The sequence below is a fragment of the Vibrio sp. 10N.286.45.E10 genome (assembly GCF_002874195.2).
In the GTDB taxonomy this organism is placed as follows: Bacteria; Pseudomonadota; Gammaproteobacteria; order Enterobacterales; family Vibrionaceae; genus Vibrio; species Vibrio crassostreae.
The window spans coordinates 1,253,594-1,270,166 of record NZ_MCWD02000002.1; the positions used below are offsets into that span (position 1 = coordinate 1,253,594).

Annotated in this window: 13 protein-coding genes and 1 pseudogene; 12 read left to right on the top strand and 2 right to left on the bottom strand. The window is 40.0% G+C overall.

The features are described 5' to 3' along the window. Positions 1–88 precede the first annotated feature (88 nt). From BCU34_RS18560 to BCU34_RS18595, 8 genes are all read left to right on the top strand, one after another. Entirely contained in the window at positions 89–2,917 is a 2,829-nt protein-coding gene (locus tag BCU34_RS18560) for an Ig-like domain-containing protein (RefSeq protein ID WP_413286277.1), read from the top strand. 83 nt (positions 2,918–3,000) lie between these two features. Next, the gene (locus BCU34_RS18565; protein WP_157937356.1) at positions 3,001–3,786 is read left to right on the top strand and encodes an RNA-directed DNA polymerase; all 786 of its coding nucleotides are present in this window, start codon (positions 3,001–3,003) and stop codon (positions 3,784–3,786) included. 128 nt (positions 3,787–3,914) lie between these two features. Beyond that, entirely contained in the window at positions 3,915–4,523 is a 609-nt protein-coding gene (locus BCU34_RS18570) for a hypothetical protein (RefSeq protein WP_102480224.1), read from the top strand. A gap of 56 nt (positions 4,524–4,579) precedes the next feature. Then, positions 4,580–5,107 carry a hypothetical protein gene (locus tag BCU34_RS18575; protein ID WP_102480231.1) on the top strand — a complete coding sequence of 176 codons (528 nt, stop codon included), beginning with the start codon at positions 4,580–4,582 and terminating at the stop codon, positions 5,105–5,107. 17 nt (positions 5,108–5,124) lie between these two features. Beyond that, positions 5,125–7,860: a TcfC E-set like domain-containing protein gene (locus tag BCU34_RS18580; protein ID WP_108145217.1), complete on the top strand. Its 2,736-nt coding sequence runs from the start codon at positions 5,125–5,127 to the stop codon at positions 7,858–7,860. A 4-nt stretch (positions 7,861–7,864) separates the two neighbouring features. After that, positions 7,865–8,563 carry a pilus assembly protein gene (locus BCU34_RS18585; protein ID WP_181360377.1) on the top strand — a complete coding sequence of 233 codons (699 nt, stop codon included), beginning with the start codon at positions 7,865–7,867 and terminating at the stop codon, positions 8,561–8,563. Further along, entirely contained in the window at positions 8,544–9,587 is a 1,044-nt protein-coding gene (locus tag BCU34_RS18590; protein ID WP_102479783.1) for a hypothetical protein, read from the top strand. The genes BCU34_RS18585 and BCU34_RS18590 overlap by 20 nt, the downstream gene beginning before the upstream one ends. Continuing rightward, the gene (locus BCU34_RS18595; protein ID WP_102479782.1) at positions 9,535–10,317 is read left to right on the top strand and encodes a LysM peptidoglycan-binding domain-containing protein; all 783 of its coding nucleotides are present in this window, start codon (positions 9,535–9,537) and stop codon (positions 10,315–10,317) included. Before BCU34_RS18590 ends, BCU34_RS18595 begins: the two co-directional genes overlap by 53 nt. A gap of 785 nt (positions 10,318–11,102) precedes the next feature. On the opposite strand, the gene BCU34_RS18600 is transcribed toward BCU34_RS18595, so the two are convergent. Continuing rightward, positions 11,103–11,303 (bottom strand): hypothetical protein, encoded by a 201-nt coding sequence (locus tag BCU34_RS18600; RefSeq protein ID WP_102479781.1) that lies wholly within the window; start codon positions 11,301–11,303, stop codon positions 11,103–11,105. A gap of 611 nt (positions 11,304–11,914) precedes the next feature. On the opposite strand from BCU34_RS18600, the gene BCU34_RS18605 reads away from it, so the two are divergent. Further along, entirely contained in the window at positions 11,915–12,250 is a 336-nt protein-coding gene (locus BCU34_RS18605) for an EF-hand domain-containing protein (protein ID WP_108145216.1), read from the top strand. 19 nt (positions 12,251–12,269) lie between these two features. Here BCU34_RS18605 and BCU34_RS18610 read toward each other — a convergent pair. Next, a pseudogene (locus tag BCU34_RS18610) lies at positions 12,270–13,648 on the bottom strand (IS4 family transposase); the annotation flags it as partial. Positions 13,649–13,785: 137 nt separating this feature from the next. Here BCU34_RS18610 and BCU34_RS18615 point away from each other — a divergent pair. From BCU34_RS18615 to BCU34_RS18625, 3 genes are all read left to right on the top strand, one after another. Beyond that, a complete protein-coding gene (locus BCU34_RS18615) occupies positions 13,786–13,938 on the top strand; it encodes a hypothetical protein (RefSeq protein WP_157937358.1) in 153 nt (50 codons plus the stop codon). Between the two features lie 167 nt (positions 13,939–14,105). Then, the gene (locus BCU34_RS18620; RefSeq protein ID WP_102480547.1) at positions 14,106–14,429 is read left to right on the top strand and encodes a hypothetical protein; all 324 of its coding nucleotides are present in this window, start codon (positions 14,106–14,108) and stop codon (positions 14,427–14,429) included. 940 nt (positions 14,430–15,369) lie between these two features. Next, positions 15,370–16,560 carry an acetyl-CoA C-acetyltransferase gene (locus BCU34_RS18625; RefSeq protein WP_102479612.1) on the top strand — a complete coding sequence of 397 codons (1,191 nt, stop codon included), beginning with the start codon at positions 15,370–15,372 and terminating at the stop codon, positions 16,558–16,560. The last annotated feature ends 13 nt before the right edge of the window (positions 16,561–16,573 follow it).

The window sequence follows — 16,573 nt, forward strand, 5'->3', positions numbered from 1 at the left end:
GGATAATTATTATGCAAAAATTAATGAGAGTGAATTGCTAATGTTCATTAATTCAAGATACAAAGCTAGAAAATCGATAGTGGCACTTATGATTGCGCTAGTAACCGGTTGTAATGGAGCATCTGATGACGGTAGCACGTCTCCTGGAAATAGTGGGCAGCTTCCTCCCCCAAGTGAGGGGACGTCGACTTTAAGTGCTGAAAATACGGTCAATTTATCACGAAATATGTCCTCTTCTCATGTGTTACTTGAGGGGAAAATACACTCGTCCTCTCAGAAAGGGAATAACATTGTCAGCTCTGTTAGCCCATTAACCGATCTCGAGTCATGTCAAGATATCTCAGTCGATTCTACAGGTTATTCGGTAAGCTTCGATGACTTTGTCGGTGTTTGCGTATATAAGTACGATGCAACAAACTCAGCCGTTCCTGACCAGAGAGCGTCTGCGTATGCCATTTCGGTCGCGCAGAAAAGTGTTGATAATGAAGTAGCGCTCTTTACGCCTATTTCAGAAACGACACTTGTGGGTGAAACTCTGGTTATTGATCTGAAAAACGATCCTAACTTTGTAACGGAAGTACCTGAAGGTTACACGATGGATCAAGACGTCACGCTCATTGGTGAAGGTGAGGCAACGGCAGATGATACTAATCAAACCATTACCTACACACCCACAGAAGACTCTGGCTTTGCAAAAATTATTTACTCTTACAGTAATGGCAGTGAGGTCAAATTAGGAAATATTGCGATTTCTGTATCAACGTCTGCGAACAGCGCCCCTATCGCACCGAACATCGACTATTCGAATGATCCAAATGGATCAAGAGTCAATGCTAACGAAGGGGTGATTATCGATTTATCGACTTATGTTTCTGACGAAGACGGCGACTCACTTGAATTGATTTATGTTGATTCTTGGAACGCTGCGGTTTCACCTTTAGATACTGAAGATATGAATAACCTCAAGCTAAGGTTTGAAACAACAAAAGTAGGTGAACACTTTGTATCATATGGAGTTTCTGACCATTACGGTGGTTATGCCTCAGGCATGTTACGGATAGAAGTATATGACTCAGAAGCCGCCCCGAATTGGGGAAATCTTCCCTTAGAGATGAAATATTACTTCGCACCGCTGGTTAAATCTGAAGCGGACGCCCAAGGCGTGACTTACACCAGTACTCACATTGACGTAGGTGCTAACAATGCAAATGTAGCGACATTTAACTTCCAACAAGCAAAAGACTTGTGTAAAGCAAGTGGAAGGCTTCCAACCGCCGAAGAGCTAGCGGCATTAGCCAATATTGGAGGTATTGGGCCTGCCGTGTACGATGGGTGGCCAGTCGAGATTGACTATTGGGCGCTTGACAGTGGTTCGGCGTCCATTGTTAGCTTGAAGTCAGGCCAAACAAGCGAAACCCCAAATGCAGGGGGGCAATATGTCACATGTGTAGGTGAAGGTGGCTACCGTATAGACAGTGCCAATTCCAAATTGGTAGCGATTGGTGATGGAGAAGATCAAGCAAGTGTCGCAGTTCAGGCTACTTTCAATGGTGAACCTCTGGAAGGCATAACAGTGGAGGCCGAAGTTACAGGAAGTGCGAACCTGGTAAGTACTTCCCTTAAAACCGACGCAAACGGACACGCAAGCTTTAACGTAGTGGATGCGATATCTGAGCAGGTCACCTTTACAACCAACTTAGAAGGCAGCACGGTCACACCACGATCTGTGCAGCTACAGTTTACGGGTAACCCTAACACGGCGGACCTGCAACTTACCGCGGTAACGGATAACCAACCAATGAGTGGAGTGAACGTTTTTGAGTCATCTTTGAAAGACGCCACCGGGGCTCCAGTGGCTGGACAAAAGATTGATTACCAAAATTTAGATCACTTGACTTTCACATTATCGAGTGAATCAACGAATAGTGATGGAAAGCAAACCGTATCGGTGTCGACTGACGTACAAGGAGAGGAAGAATACCCATACATAGTGGATGCAACATATATTCGCCCCGATGGGTCCCAAGACACCCAATCACTGGATATGACCTTCTCGAATGGTCGATTAGAATCTGTTCATGGTGAATCAGGGAATTACGCACTCGACCCTCACCACCCAAACTCTGTAACCGTTGTAGTGCATGATGAGAGAGACACCCCGAACGAGGTAACGCTAAAAATTAAGGGACCTGCAGTCTTTACAGCAAACGGAAGTAAAGAATTAACAACAGACGCCTACACCCCAACAGAAGGATCAGAGCACTCCCTAACTCAGACTATTAAGTACGACAACGCTGACGACAATGAGAAGGTCCCACAAGAAAACATAACCTACGACGTCGAAGTTACAGCGTACGGGCAGACGATCACCACCCCACAATTCTTTACAGGGATGCCTCCACAAATTGTAGGGAAGTCAGGAAGAGTGTACGTCCAGTTGCCACGAAAAGCAGATGGGACAGCCTACTCCTACGGAGATGTATATACAGCATGTCAGGACCGAGGCTTCGAGCCGCCCAGTACAGATCATTACGGCCTGATAGGATCGTATGACACGAGCTGGTACGACGACATAGGGTTTGAAACCGGGGGTGAAGGCGCACAGGGAGCGAAAGCCTTGTTCGACGCGGGGTGGCAACACAACTCTTGGGACAAACAGGATCTAACGAGGATGTTCGGCATGGGAGGAAGGTGCAATGGAGAATGCCGTGACATTGACTATCTACGCAGAACAACATACCTTGAAGCGAGGGTTACGCCAAAGTCGGAAGAGGAGCAAGGATGGGAAGAGAAAGACGAAGGAGCAAGAGAGGGTGTAGAAGTTGATGTAACGCGGTCTGAAGCGGCAGCCCTGTACGATGTAACAGGGAGTAACAACCTCAACGTGATATGTTTGGTCCCAAAAAATAACTCATAAAGCATAGGGCACCATTAGGGTGCCCTTTTATTTAGCATTCCAAGAACATTGAACTTTTAATGTTGTTAAATGGTGAAAGAACAATGATCGAACAAGTGATTAATAATCTAGATGTGGCCTACCGTAAAATTTATCAAAGTAAATGCAAAACAAATGAGGGTAATGATTTGTGGCATCTTGCTCATGATTGGGGCAATCAAAGGGCGGAAATAAGTGATATGTTGCGACGGGAGTCATATCACTTTAGCCCCGTTCGTAGTTATGAGTACAAAGACAACAAGTACCTCTATACGTTTAGAACTGTAGACGCTTTGGTGATCAAAGCCATCGCGTTAACGTTAATTGAAGTATTGCCGAGATCTCCTTTATGTCATTCATACAAAGGGCATGGCGGTGTGAAGCAGGCCCTATCAAGAGCACAGGTATGTGAGGGCACATACCTATTAAAGACAGATGTACAAGACTATTACGCCTCGATAGATCATTTTATTTTATTAGAAAAACTTTCTGCTTATACAACTCCGGATTTGTTACGCCTAATATACAGAGCATTAAAATGTCTGAATATGCATTTAATATCGATTGAAAAAGGTTTACCTCGGGGATCTGCCATGTCACACGTATTAGGTAATTTCTATTTACATGAGTTGGATATGATTTTTTCTCAACGCTGGACAACACAGCGTTACATTCGATATATGGACGATATTCTGGTGGTAACAAACTCTAAAGGTGCATTGAGAAGAGCTAATAAAACGATTAAGAAAACGTTAACTGAACTTAATCTAAAATGCTCATATAAGAAAAGCTATATAGGGCAGTTGTATGACGACAAGGAGTTGTTATTTCTTGGTGAAAATTTGAATTAGCATGCTTTGTTGTTATTTGTTTGGCTGGTGCTAATTGACTGTTTTTTCTACATGTATAATTCTTCTGTGTTCAGCAGTCTGTTGAAGCGTTTAATTTTTATATTTAATACATATACAAGAGTTTAATAATGAAAAAGTTAATTTTAGTTAGTCTTATCTCATCATTTGTTTCAGCTGCTGCTTTTGCAGGCCCAGGTGGTAATGCAGGCCCAGCACCAGACGAAGGTAGTGTTGATACAACAAGTGCGACACTAACTTGGGAAGCGGACGTTCCTGTAATTATCCCAGGCGCATGGGTTACTTTTACAGGTGAAGGCGGTTCGATGACGTTGACCTCTGGTGATCTGAATGTAGAAGCCGATGGTTCATTCGCTGCATCACCAATCAAGCTAGAGCTTCATACTTATGATGAACCAACAAACACTCCAGGAGAACTTATTCAAGTTGGTCAAGACCAATTTAATGGAATGAATGTTGACAGTATTAATTACTCGGTAACTGCGCCTACATTTTCTAGCCTAAAGGGTACAGATGTTTCAAACGTAGTTGCAAAAGTTAGCATGGATGACCAGGAAGTTGCTTTTGATGCAAAAATCCCATCGACTAGCTCTGAGACATCTTGGACAGTAGCGGGTAACGATGTAGCCTCAATGGTAGGTGGCGATACAATTACAGCTACAACGGTTGTTCGAGCTGATGTTGCATTTACTTCTGGTGGTGATGCCCCAGAAGTTTAATCTTAGATATATGTATAGGGCTGGGAAACCAGCCCTTAATTTTTTGGAAAGTATAAATGACACCAGCCTTAAAGTTGAATATTTATCTACTGTTGATATTTTTCTGTTCCACTACGATGGCGGAAACCTCTCAAACTAAAGTTCTTCAGCTAAATGCACACATCGATAATGAAGATTTCTTTTCATATCAGGTTACAAAGTTTGGGTTTGATGAATCTCAGCTTCTCGTTAATTACAATCGTTTTACAGAGAGTTTTTATTCGGATTCAACCGACCTTATCTTGGAAACGGATATTCCAGTAGGCTTTTCAGCGGGTTTTGAGTTAGTTGCAAAAAATCTTTCGAGCGTTTGCGAAAACGCTGCTGGAGAGATTGTTCAGAAAGACTTTGCAACCTATTGGATTGATGGGGAGGAGCTATTTCAGGATGCTCCTCTTCACTTCGATAGTTTTAACAACGCTAGCCGACTTTATCTTAACGATAATCGAGAGTTTACTGTGAACTTTGAAGCTTTACCAAATTTCGATGTCAGTAAGGCATATTGTAAAGGCGCTGCAACATTGCTTGTCTCGTTGGATTTTTAAGGATTTGTGAAGTAGCTATGGTGATTTTAAGAAAAAACCTCTATCATTGTATCCTTTTAAGTATAGCAGTATCTCAAAATGTACACGCTCAATTTATACCCAAGGAGTTTAAACACTTTTATGACTTTGAAGAAAATAAAATAATGTTATTTTTACCTAATGATTCGAACTTTGAATCACTAGGGTATTCTAATTATTACGGTGTAAATAATATAGAGGATGAACAAAGCTTACGTGTGGCAATTCTTAATTCTGGAATAAAAGAAAAATTTGTTGATGAAGTTATTAGTGCTATAACAGCTGGTAAAAACATAGAAAATGATGGTGGTGTAAGAACTGATTTCTCTTTTGAAAAAAAGACAATGAACGTTAAAGTGCCGGCAGAATATCTAGATGAAGGCCGAAGAGAATTACGTTACACAAGCCTTGAACCTGACACTCAAGCTTTAATTGTCGGAAATCATTTGTTTGCAAGTTATTATGGACAAGATAGTAGCGCCACGCTCAACTCAGATCTTACGATGGGTCTCGGGAATGGGTATGTCTCTAGTGATTTTACACTTTCAGGTGCGAGCAACCAAGAAGCATCGCTAGATAGTAACGCTATATTTTATGAGCATAACATTAACTCTATTGCGTTTCGAGTTGGATATGATGCTTATGGCGTTGAAAAGAACAACTCGACATCTAACTTAGATTACTCCAATACAAAAGATAACTATTACATTAGCGTTTCTTCAAGTGATAATCTATTTATTTCTGATGACGAACAATCAAAGAAAGTTTATTTCGATATCAAAGGCTCTGGTACAGTTGATGTGTTACGTGACGGCCGTACTATTTACACACAGTCTTTTTTAAAAGGGCAACACAGTATCAGTTATAAACACTTACCCCGAGGAAATTACAATGTAGAGTTGGTGATTCGCGCTGACGGTTACTCGGAGGAAAGGATTGTTCGTAGAATCAATAATAATATCTCACAAACATCTCATAATGGTTACGACTACAATGTCACGGCAAGAGAGTCGACATACGATACTGGAGAGTATGGTGATCAGAGTTCAGAAGAGAGTCTCGTGTATGGTGATGCGTCTTTTACCCAGTCGTTATTTCATGATTCTTTGATGCTTGGTGTTAGTACTCAATCAGATGGTGAGGACTTTGGTTTTGGTGCTCTTGCTAATTATGCGAGTGATTGGTTGGATGCAAGTGCCTATTATAATGAGATAGATGACGGCCATTTTTATAACGGTTCTCTTAGTGTTGTTGGTCTTAGCTTTGATTACCAAAACTACAACGGAAGTAAGAAAAATCGAGTCTCTGATATTTCCCCATTACTAAAGGCGATTTACGGGGCGCAGTCTTTTGACCAAACGACAATTTCTTATTCTCTGCCGATCTTGTCTTCAAGTCTCAGTTTTTACGGTAGCCGAGTTCGCTATGACAGTTTGGGTGCCAATAGTGGGTTTGAAAGTCAGAACTTAGCTATAAACTATAACACTATGATTTTTAGAAACTTACAATTAAATTTAGGTTTTAGCCGTTCGCTAAATGACAATTTTAATCAAGCTGTTGATATTGATGATATTTATTCCATAAGTATGACTATTCCTCTTGGCGATAACCATACGACATATTCTTCTGGTATCGACTCATCAAGTCGCACTGGACAAAGGTTAGTTAATAGTTTGGCATATGATAAGGAAGACATAGCTCTGCTAGACGGTGTTGATACAAGTGGTAATGCAGCGATTAATAACTATATCGACGGGCCGCAATCGGAAGTTTCGTTGAATGGCCGAATCAATATGTCAAACAATACATTTAATTCGAGTGCTTACGCGAATATCTCGAATAATTCTAACACAAATTTATCGATTAACGCTGACTCTACATCGGTGATTACGAAAGACGGAATCTATCAAACAAAAGAAAATAGTAAGTCTTACATAATTGTCGAAAGTGAAGCTAGAGGTGGAAATACTAATAAGGACGAAGAAGATTTTGGCGTTCTTGATACCCAAATAAACTCCGGATACCATACCAGTATTCCAATTGACTCTAAAACGAGAATTGTAGGGTTAAATGACTTTTCTACTTATAATTTTCAGGTTGATAGTGAAATAAGCGGTTATAAGAGTAGTAAAAATAATCATGACACCCGAAGTAAAATGTTCACTTACCCTGGGACCGTTCATAAAGTTTCTAATAAAGTGGAACCAATTGTCACTTTCCTTAGTTACTTTGAAGATTTTAACAATAACCCGTTAAATGATGTTAAGTGTATTGGTGACGGTTGTGTTTCTGTCGGTCGTGTGGGTGATGGCATTTATTCAATTTCATTAATTAAAGACAAGCCTTTTAAAGTGGCTTCGAGTGGAGAGTTCTGCTTTGTTGACCCTGAAGCTATAGATAATAATGGCGTTATGACAAAGTGTTTTCCTAAGATTGAAACACTTGATAATGGCATGCAACTTGTGTCTTCAGGTTTAGGGGACAAAAAAGATAGTATCTATTATTTGGGAGTATTAGACGGTGAAATACCAAATAGCATTCTAGAAGAATCCCAAAAAGAAAAAATTGAGTATATTCAATATAATTTCGCTAATAATATTCATTTGTTTGCTAAGAGCGATGTCGATTTAAACGAGAATGAATCATTCGACATCGTAAGTAAGCAAGTTTTTGATGACATACAGAACTATGTTAGAACTCCTGGTAACAGTGATTTTTTTGCTAAAAATAGGTAAGGCTATGTACAAATATATATTTTTTCTTTTTACTGTATTTTTCAGTTGTCAGAGCATGGCAGTCGCGGTAAGTAGTTTATTTGAAATTGCAGATAAAGACACACACATCGCTGATATTAAAGTTGAGAATAATGATAAACAAGATATGTTTATCAATATGGAGATGCTTAAGGTGCGCTATGTTGATGGAAAAAAAGTAATCGAAAAATTAGATCGAAAAAACTTTGATGACTGGACGTTTAGTGTATCTCCGTCTCAAGTGATTCTTGAGCCAGGTGAAAGAAAGACGATTAGGATGATGAATCATTGCGAAGACGCTTGCGATTTCAAGGAAGATCAGGTTTATGCGGTTGATATCACTCCCGTGCCTTATTACGAAGGAAAAAAGTCAGCTGTTGCAGTTGCTTTTGGTTACCGTACCTACTTCTTAGATCCGGTTAACACCGATAATGTTGAACTCGATTACGATTTAAAGAGAATCGACAAAGATACATTCGTGTTCACAAACCGTAGTAACACAATGTTAAATGCAGTTCTTAATACGTGTAAAAGAGAATATTCGTCCAATTGTATATTTGAGCACCGACTGCTACCTAATTCTACTCGAGAATTTACTTTCCCTAAAGGCAGTGACGACGGAAGTAAACAAACTTTTTCGGTTATAAATGCGAATGAGGAAATAAATGAACAGGTTATTTTATAATTTAACAGTCGCATGTTTTCTCCTAACATCTTCTTTCGTTCAAGCATCAACGATTTACGCAAAGATCACCGGTGACGTGGTTGAATGGAGTGGTGCAACCTTGAATAGTGGGGAAATTCAGCCTTTACAATGGCAGCCCAGTGAAAAATTCAACATGCTTCCAATAGCACGTTGGAGCCCAGGGTTTTATCAGAATAGCCAGAAGGAACTTACGTTCACTTCGATGACTGGCGCTAAGTTGAGCACTTCGTTTAAGCATACTGGTATCGATTTTAGAACCTCTAATAAGTTTGTTCAAACATCCGAGGTGATTGGTAACGCACAACGGTGTCAGGAGCAATCGATAGCCGGTGGTGATATCCGGTTACGATCAAATTCGTCATGTGGGGCTGACTTTATTCTTGATCAAGGAGGGAAGTTCAGGCCGTTCGACTTTTACCGACCGAGCTTCGAGTTACCGTCGCTATTATCCGATTTCATGCAGTCAAAGCTACCTGCAGGTAAATATATTGCGACGTTCAATGAACCTGTAGCTTATTACCTTATATATGAGGAAAACCAGATTGAGTCTTATCAAATCTACCAAGATCAAGTACAAATAGTCATTGATTATCAGCCATCTTTTTTGGAGTCAGTTCAATTGTTAGGGGATGGGAAGTTTGATGTTAGCTATGACACTGATAATCACACTGCTGAAGGAAAGGCACGTTACCGAGTTCACGTTAACGGGTATATTACTCCAGGCATCAAGATGTCGTTTAAATCTTCTGGACTTGAAGACGATTTTTCTCTTGTTGACCAGAAATCTAACTCGAAGATCCCTTACGATTTGGTTTGTGAAGCTTGTGTGGACAAACAGGTTATCAAAGATGGAGTGATGGACAAAGATTTCGCAAAAATTGGTTTTGAAGGGCAAAACTTGGGCTTCGATTTAGATTTCAGTTTTAATAATTTACACTACGGAGACGTCGATGAAGGAGATTATTCTGATGCAGTTACCGTCATTTTTGAGATCGATATCTAGCACGTCGTCTTTAACTTTTTCTTTAGTGCTGCTTTCTTTCTCTTCTTTCGCACAGTCGAATGATATCGCCATTCGTGCGGGAGTAGGGCTTTACAACGAAGTTGATAATTCTAGTTCGGTTTCCGAAAATTTGTCTAGCAATTTTGTAGTTGGTACACAATTACCAATAAATGATTTTTGGAGTGTTAGTTTAGACGGCTTCTTCTTTGAAAATATTGCAAGTAGCGCTTACGTCGGTACGACCGTAGATTATACAGCTCAGATGAGTGATGATTTTGAGTTGTATGGACGTCTTGGGGTGGATTTTGTTAATGGGGAAACGATTCCCAAGGCTGGTCTTGGTATTGAGAAACGTATCAATAATACGCTCGGGTTAACTATGGAAACAATAGCAAGAGATACGGATCGCTTTGCTGACTATCAATTTATTATTGGGGCAAAGTTCAGTTTCCCAACAGATAACGTAATTGAAACCCCAGCAGATGAGGGTATGCCAGATATTTACACCCAAGAACCAGAAGAAAAAGTAATAGTAAAAGAGTTAGATCAAGTTAGAGAAGAGAACGAGCACGCTAAGCGTCCTCCAAAGTACTATAGAGTTATTAAAGGAGACACGCTTTGGGGTATCTCGCTACGTAAAGGCATAGCCTTGAATAGGTTAATACACTTAAATGAAACAGTGATTGAGAACCCCGATCTTATTTATCCAGGAGATATACTAAAACTCTAAATGTAATGACGTCAGATTAGCTACTTTCGAGCAATTTCTATTCAATAGTTGTGGTAAACCTAAAAGGCAAGAGAGTAGCTTACTTTCTTGCCTTTTTATGTATGGAATACTAGGAGTATGAACAAATTTGGTTAATCGATCGAATTCAGAACCTTAATTGTAGGGTACGATAGTTTGGGGTTGGAGGAGCAAATGAAAATATCTAATTTCAGATGCATTAAGTCACATTTGTTTGTTTTACAACCAATTTACCAGCGAAATATTACAGAGGGCTTCTATCCTGATTAGATTTTAGTTGTGAATTGATCTAAAACGCAAGGGTCTTGCTCTAAATTTAGGTAGTCCCAAAACAGTAATAACCTACCTCATAAACTAATGATTTACAGCTAGCGCAGCGGGAGGCCCCATGCGGGCTTTATTATATAAAGATAAATGGGTATTAGGTCTAAGGGAAATTTATTGGAATTTGTTAAGCAATTGTTGATCTACGTGGTTGGGCGAGGACAAACCCTAGAGAATAAAGTCGTAATAGATGATAACTACTTAGGTTTTTGAATTATCGATGAATTAATGTTTACAGTCGTAAAAATGAGCGAAGAGCACGGTGTTTTGGGGGAGTCGTATATAGGGAAATTTGTGCTAGACGTTACAGTTTTTTCGATACAGGAGTGATTGGTAAAGGAAATAATGGATTTTTTCTCTATATTTCGAGAGTATGGTTTATACATTTATGTGACGAATTGGAATCTAAGATATCGCTAAATAAATAGCAATATCTTATTGGTTTATTCTTGTTTATTATCTAACTTATTATATGTTTGTTCCGCTAAACAGCCATCACATACTTTTCGTGTTTGTTTTCTTTTTAAAAAACCATTTGAGTGGTTACTACTGAAAGAATAGAGAATTAAGTCTTCCAATCTGTCTGCCTTAGATAAAACTTTACGTCGTTTTCTATCGGGGTCTATAAGTTTCAATTTGTCCATGTTAACTCCTACTACAACAAATTACTTCGATAAAATTATTACACTTCTATCGTTGGTTTTGTTAGCAGGGGTCATCTTGTTGCATATCCATTATGCTAACTGGTAAGGGCTGTTATCAGTTTATTTTGTACGTATTGGAAGATATTATTTATAAGGGTTCATTAACAAGGTAGGATATCTTTCAGTCTGGGTAGGTGTATTAAGTATAGTCGTATTATTGTGTCGTTAAAGCCTCGATATTACTTAAAATATGAAGTTGTTAATGGTTGATAGGTCTATTGGTACATTTTTTAAAAAAAGCCCAGTTCAAAAGATACTGGGCTACAAAATGCTCTTGACGAACACTAAATAACAAAACACATCACACACTTTTTACAATGTGCAGAGAATCTATCATATTGGTTAAATAATGGTATTGATTTTTGTTTTTGATATCAATGTTGAGAGGGGGGTTCACATTTGTTCATTTTTGGAAATGAGGTGTAATTGTGAAATGAGGCGTCCTTTCACAAAAAATAGTATTATATGAAATACTTCTGTGTACGACTGCGTTAATTTGATAGTGTTGTTTTGTTGGAGCCCATTCAACAAATAAAAAGTAAGGTAAACAAATGACATCTACTGACAATACTAATAAAGCAATCCAATTGGTAAACAAACGACTTTCTATTCGCGACGCTAACAGCGACGGTAAAGTAAATCTGGAAGAGTTGAAAGAATTCTATGTTAATGACGAGCAATTAAATTGCTATTTTTCAAAAAAAGAGTTGAATGAAATGGCAGGTGAATATTTTACTGAATTAGACAGAAATGGAGATGGTTATATCAAAATGTCTGAGAATTCTGAAGCAATTAAATGTTTGGAACTTGCCAATACTCGCCCATCAATTCGTGATAGAAATGGAGATGGTGTTGTGACACTGTCTCTTGATCACATTTCAGCTTAAAACCCATCAACTCAGTCGTTTCCTTGCTCAAATAGTATCCACTGAGCATATCCTGCAGTTTGTCCCAGCCAAGCCACATGGTTGCCCAGCTAGCAATACCTGTTCGCTTAGAATCGTAGAAGCCGCCAAGTTTGGAAATGGCTCCGTATGCCCATTTAAGCGTAGGAACTTCACTAGGTAGTTTTTTAGGGTAGCGGCCACCTCTCTTGTTAGCGTTAAGATAGAGAATGCGCCACTCATCTTGTGTGAGCACGTTTGTACAGGGCTGTAACTCAATCGCTTCGGCTTGCTCTTTTAGACCGCGAGCCTTGAGTTGAACTGCTAGAGTCAGGCTTTCACGCAGTTGCATTAACCTGACAGCGACAAAGGCTAAGATCGAGATCATACGCTCAAGGTTTTCAGGCTCAGCCATGCGTTGACGCTCTGCGCCTGCACCGGTTTTCCAAGCTTTGTGGTAATCCTCTACACGCCAACGCTGCGAGTAGATGTGGATGATTTTCATGGCTTGTTTATAAGTTTCTAAGGGCTCACTGGTCAGCAGGAGCCACGATAATCTCGCCTCTTCATTTGCCGTACTTTGCTCTTGGGCAAAGACCGCATTGAGCATGACTTTCTGCCCTCCTTGACTAAAGGTGACAGGTGCAGTGTGCAGCGAAAACTCAGCCGTTCTTGCTTTGCGATTCTTGCGCGCTCCTTTGCTGTCGAGCATGCCTTTTTGTGGAATATCAATTTGATAACGTCCAAGCTCAGGTTGAGCGGCAAGGTGTGGGAATAACTTAAGATCAGCCTGCTCAATGCTCCTGTGGTGCTTTGCGCGAACCACGAAACGTTCTTGCACCTCGTTTTTCTCTTGCAGGTAAGCAAAGATATCAGCCTCGCGATCGCAAACTGTGATCACCTTGTGCATTTGGTCGCCAAAACGGCGACGAACGCTGGCTGAGGCCGCAGCCCATTTGCCGCTTTCAGGTTCTGTTGTGTCATCGGCTTCGTCCGGTCGCATCCACCACTCTTGATGGACAAGACCGAGAGAGTACCCGGTAGCGGCATCAATAATAAAGCTATTGTGAACCCACCAACCACGTGACTTATCGGTGACTTTGCCGAGTTTACCCAGCTTCGTCGCAACGCCATGTCTGAAACTCAAAGAGGTTGTGTCTTCCATCAACCAGACTTCATCACGGGGAACAGCTAGTGCGGCGGTTGCATCAAAGGCGGCGCGACGAAAAGCGCTTGCGTCTATCTTCTCGTTACGAATAAAACGGTAGGTGCCTTCAACCAAACTGCCTGACCGTCACAAGCGAAAGCCGCTGAGTGACCTGTATTGTCAGCGAATCGACTGGTAATATCGACTAAGCGCTGAGTTCTACGATTATCCCCAATCTGGGCGGTACCGAACATGGCTTGAGCCCAGTCGGTTGTATTGTGAATGAGTGGAGCATGCTATTAAAGATATTGAGGTTAGTGATAGTCTATGATTTCTCAAATCGCCTGCTAGGTCGATCCCTAGTTGCCAATTTGTGTATAAGAGTCAGGTTGTGACATTGGTAGAATTGGAACAGTTTTATGTTAATGATGAACAACTTAGTCTTTATTTTTCTGAAACAGAGTTGATTGATATGGCGCGTGAATACTTCGAAAAATTAGACATAAACAAGGATGGTGTAATTAGACAAGTAGAAATGATTTAGAGTCAGAATTGGCGTGCAATTAATTGTACGCCTTTAGAAATGGGATTTTATTTCGAGACGTTTATTCAATTGGCTAATTAAAATTTTGGAACTATACGATATGTTTTATATTGTTCAGTTTCAAACCTTTCCCTATATGGGCTATTGTAAATAATCGGAGTAATACCATGAATGAAATAAAAAATAATGAGACCAAAACAAGCACTATTAAGCCAGGAGAAACTATCGAACTTTGGCATAAGGATACGCCAATAATTCCAGAAGTGGGTTATAATACCCATATTAATAATGTCGGCGATACATCAATTAAGGCGATTTATCAGTGGAAGCCACCTTTGGGCAGTCACTGGAAAGAAGTGAAGGATCAAACGTTTCTCCCTGGCGAAGACGGGGTTTTTCATTATAATGGTCAATCTTTTTACCACCAAAGGGTTGTGGTACAAAACTTAAGTAATTCAGTCTCTGCGAAGCTTGAATGGAATATAATCTAATCAACAGTTGGAAATTAGAGTTGGATTCTATGTGATAATAGATAGGGTATATCTTCGAGTCTTATTAAGTGGTTACTTATTAGTAGGTGTTCGGTTTATACCCTATTACCATTTTTTACCTTCAAATTTTTTTGATCCCTGAGTTTAAAACCATATGAATATCCCTCATTTCGAGATGCTTGGTATTTCTCTAAATTTAAATTTCTTTATTTTTAAGACAGTTCTGGCAATATCCGCGCCCCGAATTTGGTTAATGGTAATTATTTATTTAAGCTATTTCTATATTAACTGTATTTTATGGCTTAAACCCAACCTATTAATCCAAGGTTTAATCCCTTTTGATATTAAACTATAACATTCCTAGATTAACATGGTTAATTTGTTTTGTAATCTATATGGCAGTTGGTATTAATCGAAAATATATCCAAATGGGGTTGGACTTCCCGGAGGTATTTGGAGGAATAAGCTCTATCTCAAGTGATAGTTCCCGCAATTTTCTATAAATATTGATTATTTATCCAGTCAATATTGGGGTCAAAAGTTGTCATTAAAATGTCAATTTTGTGTTTTTGTTAATTAATTTTAGTGGGGTTATGGAAATTTGGTATTTATGACCTTTAAAAAGTATTCAATAAAATTAAACTGGATGCATATTAATCTGTTGTTATAAGTCGTGTAATTTTATTTAGATTGGAGGTATCAATGGTTAAATTACAATCATCAAATTGGGAAATGGCAATACAGATATACATGTTTCATTTGAATATGACCAGGGAACAAGCCTGTTTAGCGTTAGGTATTAGCGACCCAGACAAGTCGAAAGATCTCGGAAAAGCATGTTCAACATTAACTAGTGCCAACCAAGAGTGAGGCAGTCAAGCTTTGATTCGTAAGGTGGCTGTTAGATTGTCTTTTTATTATAAATATTGATAGGTGTTTCATGGTAGTAAGTAATGATGTTTATGTTGTCGCTGCATCGAGAACCGCAATAGGTTCGTTTGGGGGGAGCCTTTCAAAGCTTCCCGCTATGGTTTTGGGCGCTAGAGTGATTGAGGCGATGCTTGTTAAGCAGGGAATTGCTCCTTGTGAGATCGATGAAGTTATTATAGGTCAGGCGCTCGCAGCTGGTTGCGGTCAAAACCCGGCTCGTCAAACGGCAATGGCGGCAGGTATTCCTGATGTTGTATCCGCGTTTACGATCAATAAAGTTTGCGGCTCTGGACTTAAAGCTTTGCAGTTGGCTTTTCAGGCTATTAAATGTGGAGATGCGGAGTTAGTGGTTGCAGGTGGTCAAGAAAATATGAGTCAGGCACCGCATATTCTTGCTAACTCACGAAATGGGGTAAAGATGGGTAATTGGCTCGCAGAAGACACCATGATTAAAGATGGGTTATGGGACGCATTCAACAATTACCACATGGGTATAACTGCTGAGAACATCGCTAAAAAATACAATATTTCACGCGAAGAGCAAGATAAATTTGCTTATCAATCTCAAATGAAAGCGGCGAAAGCTTTAGAAACGAACCGTTTAGAAGATGAAATTGTCCCAATAGCAGTCTCTCGTAAACGCCAAGACCCGTTAATTTTTAGGCACGATGAGTATCCTCGTCCAGAAACCACCTTAGAAGCTTTGTTCAAGCTTACGCCTGCCTTTGATAAAGAAGGGACGGTCACGGCCGGCAATGCTTCCGGTATTAACGATGGCGCAGCGATGGTTATTCTCGCTTCTGAACAGAAAGTAAAACAGTTAGGTTTATCGGCAATGGCGCGTCTGGTGAACTTTTCGACCGCCGGCGTTGAACCTGCACTTATGGGGACTGGACCGATCGAAGCGTCACGTAGAGTTTTAGATAGTTCCGACTGGCATATTGATGAACTCGATCTCATTGAGTCCAATGAAGCATTTGCTGCTCAGGCTATTGCCGTCAATAAAGAAATGCAATGGGACCCTTGTAAAGTCAACGTTAATGGTGGATCGATTGCATTTGGACATCCGATTGGAGCTTCCGGTGCTCGCATTTTTGTCACTTTAGTGAATGAGCTAAAACGCCAACAACTTAAAAAGGGGCTTGCGACACTGTGTATTGGTGGTGGTATGGGGATTGCTGCGACCGTTGAGATGCTTTAGTAGCGCTAAAAAA

Excerpts from the sequence above, each read along its gene's own strand:
- BCU34_RS18625 (WP_102479612.1), top strand. The coding sequence starts at position 15,370 with ATGGTAGTAAGTAATGATGTTTATGTTGTCGCTGCATCGAGAACCGCA.
- BCU34_RS18590 (WP_102479783.1), top strand. The coding sequence starts at position 8,544 with ATGAACAGGTTATTTTATAATTTAACAGTCGCATGTTTTCTCCTAACA.
- BCU34_RS18595 (WP_102479782.1), top strand. The coding sequence starts at position 9,535 with ATGAAGGAGATTATTCTGATGCAGTTACCGTCATTTTTGAGATCGATA.
- BCU34_RS18620 (WP_102480547.1), top strand. The coding sequence starts at position 14,106 with ATGAATGAAATAAAAAATAATGAGACCAAAACAAGCACTATTAAGCCA.
- BCU34_RS18570 (WP_102480224.1), top strand. The coding sequence starts at position 3,915 with ATGAAAAAGTTAATTTTAGTTAGTCTTATCTCATCATTTGTTTCAGCT.
- BCU34_RS18600 (WP_102479781.1), bottom strand. The coding sequence starts at position 11,303 with ATGGACAAATTGAAACTTATAGACCCCGATAGAAAACGACGTAAAGTT.
- BCU34_RS18605 (WP_108145216.1), top strand. The coding sequence starts at position 11,915 with ATGACATCTACTGACAATACTAATAAAGCAATCCAATTGGTAAACAAA.
- BCU34_RS18565 (WP_157937356.1), top strand. The coding sequence starts at position 3,001 with ATGATCGAACAAGTGATTAATAATCTAGATGTGGCCTACCGTAAAATT.
- BCU34_RS18560 (WP_413286277.1), top strand. The coding sequence starts at position 89 with ATGATTGCGCTAGTAACCGGTTGTAATGGAGCATCTGATGACGGTAGC.
- BCU34_RS18575 (WP_102480231.1), top strand. The coding sequence starts at position 4,580 with ATGACACCAGCCTTAAAGTTGAATATTTATCTACTGTTGATATTTTTC.
- BCU34_RS18580 (WP_108145217.1), top strand. The coding sequence starts at position 5,125 with ATGGTGATTTTAAGAAAAAACCTCTATCATTGTATCCTTTTAAGTATA.
- BCU34_RS18585 (WP_181360377.1), top strand. The coding sequence starts at position 7,865 with ATGTACAAATATATATTTTTTCTTTTTACTGTATTTTTCAGTTGTCAG.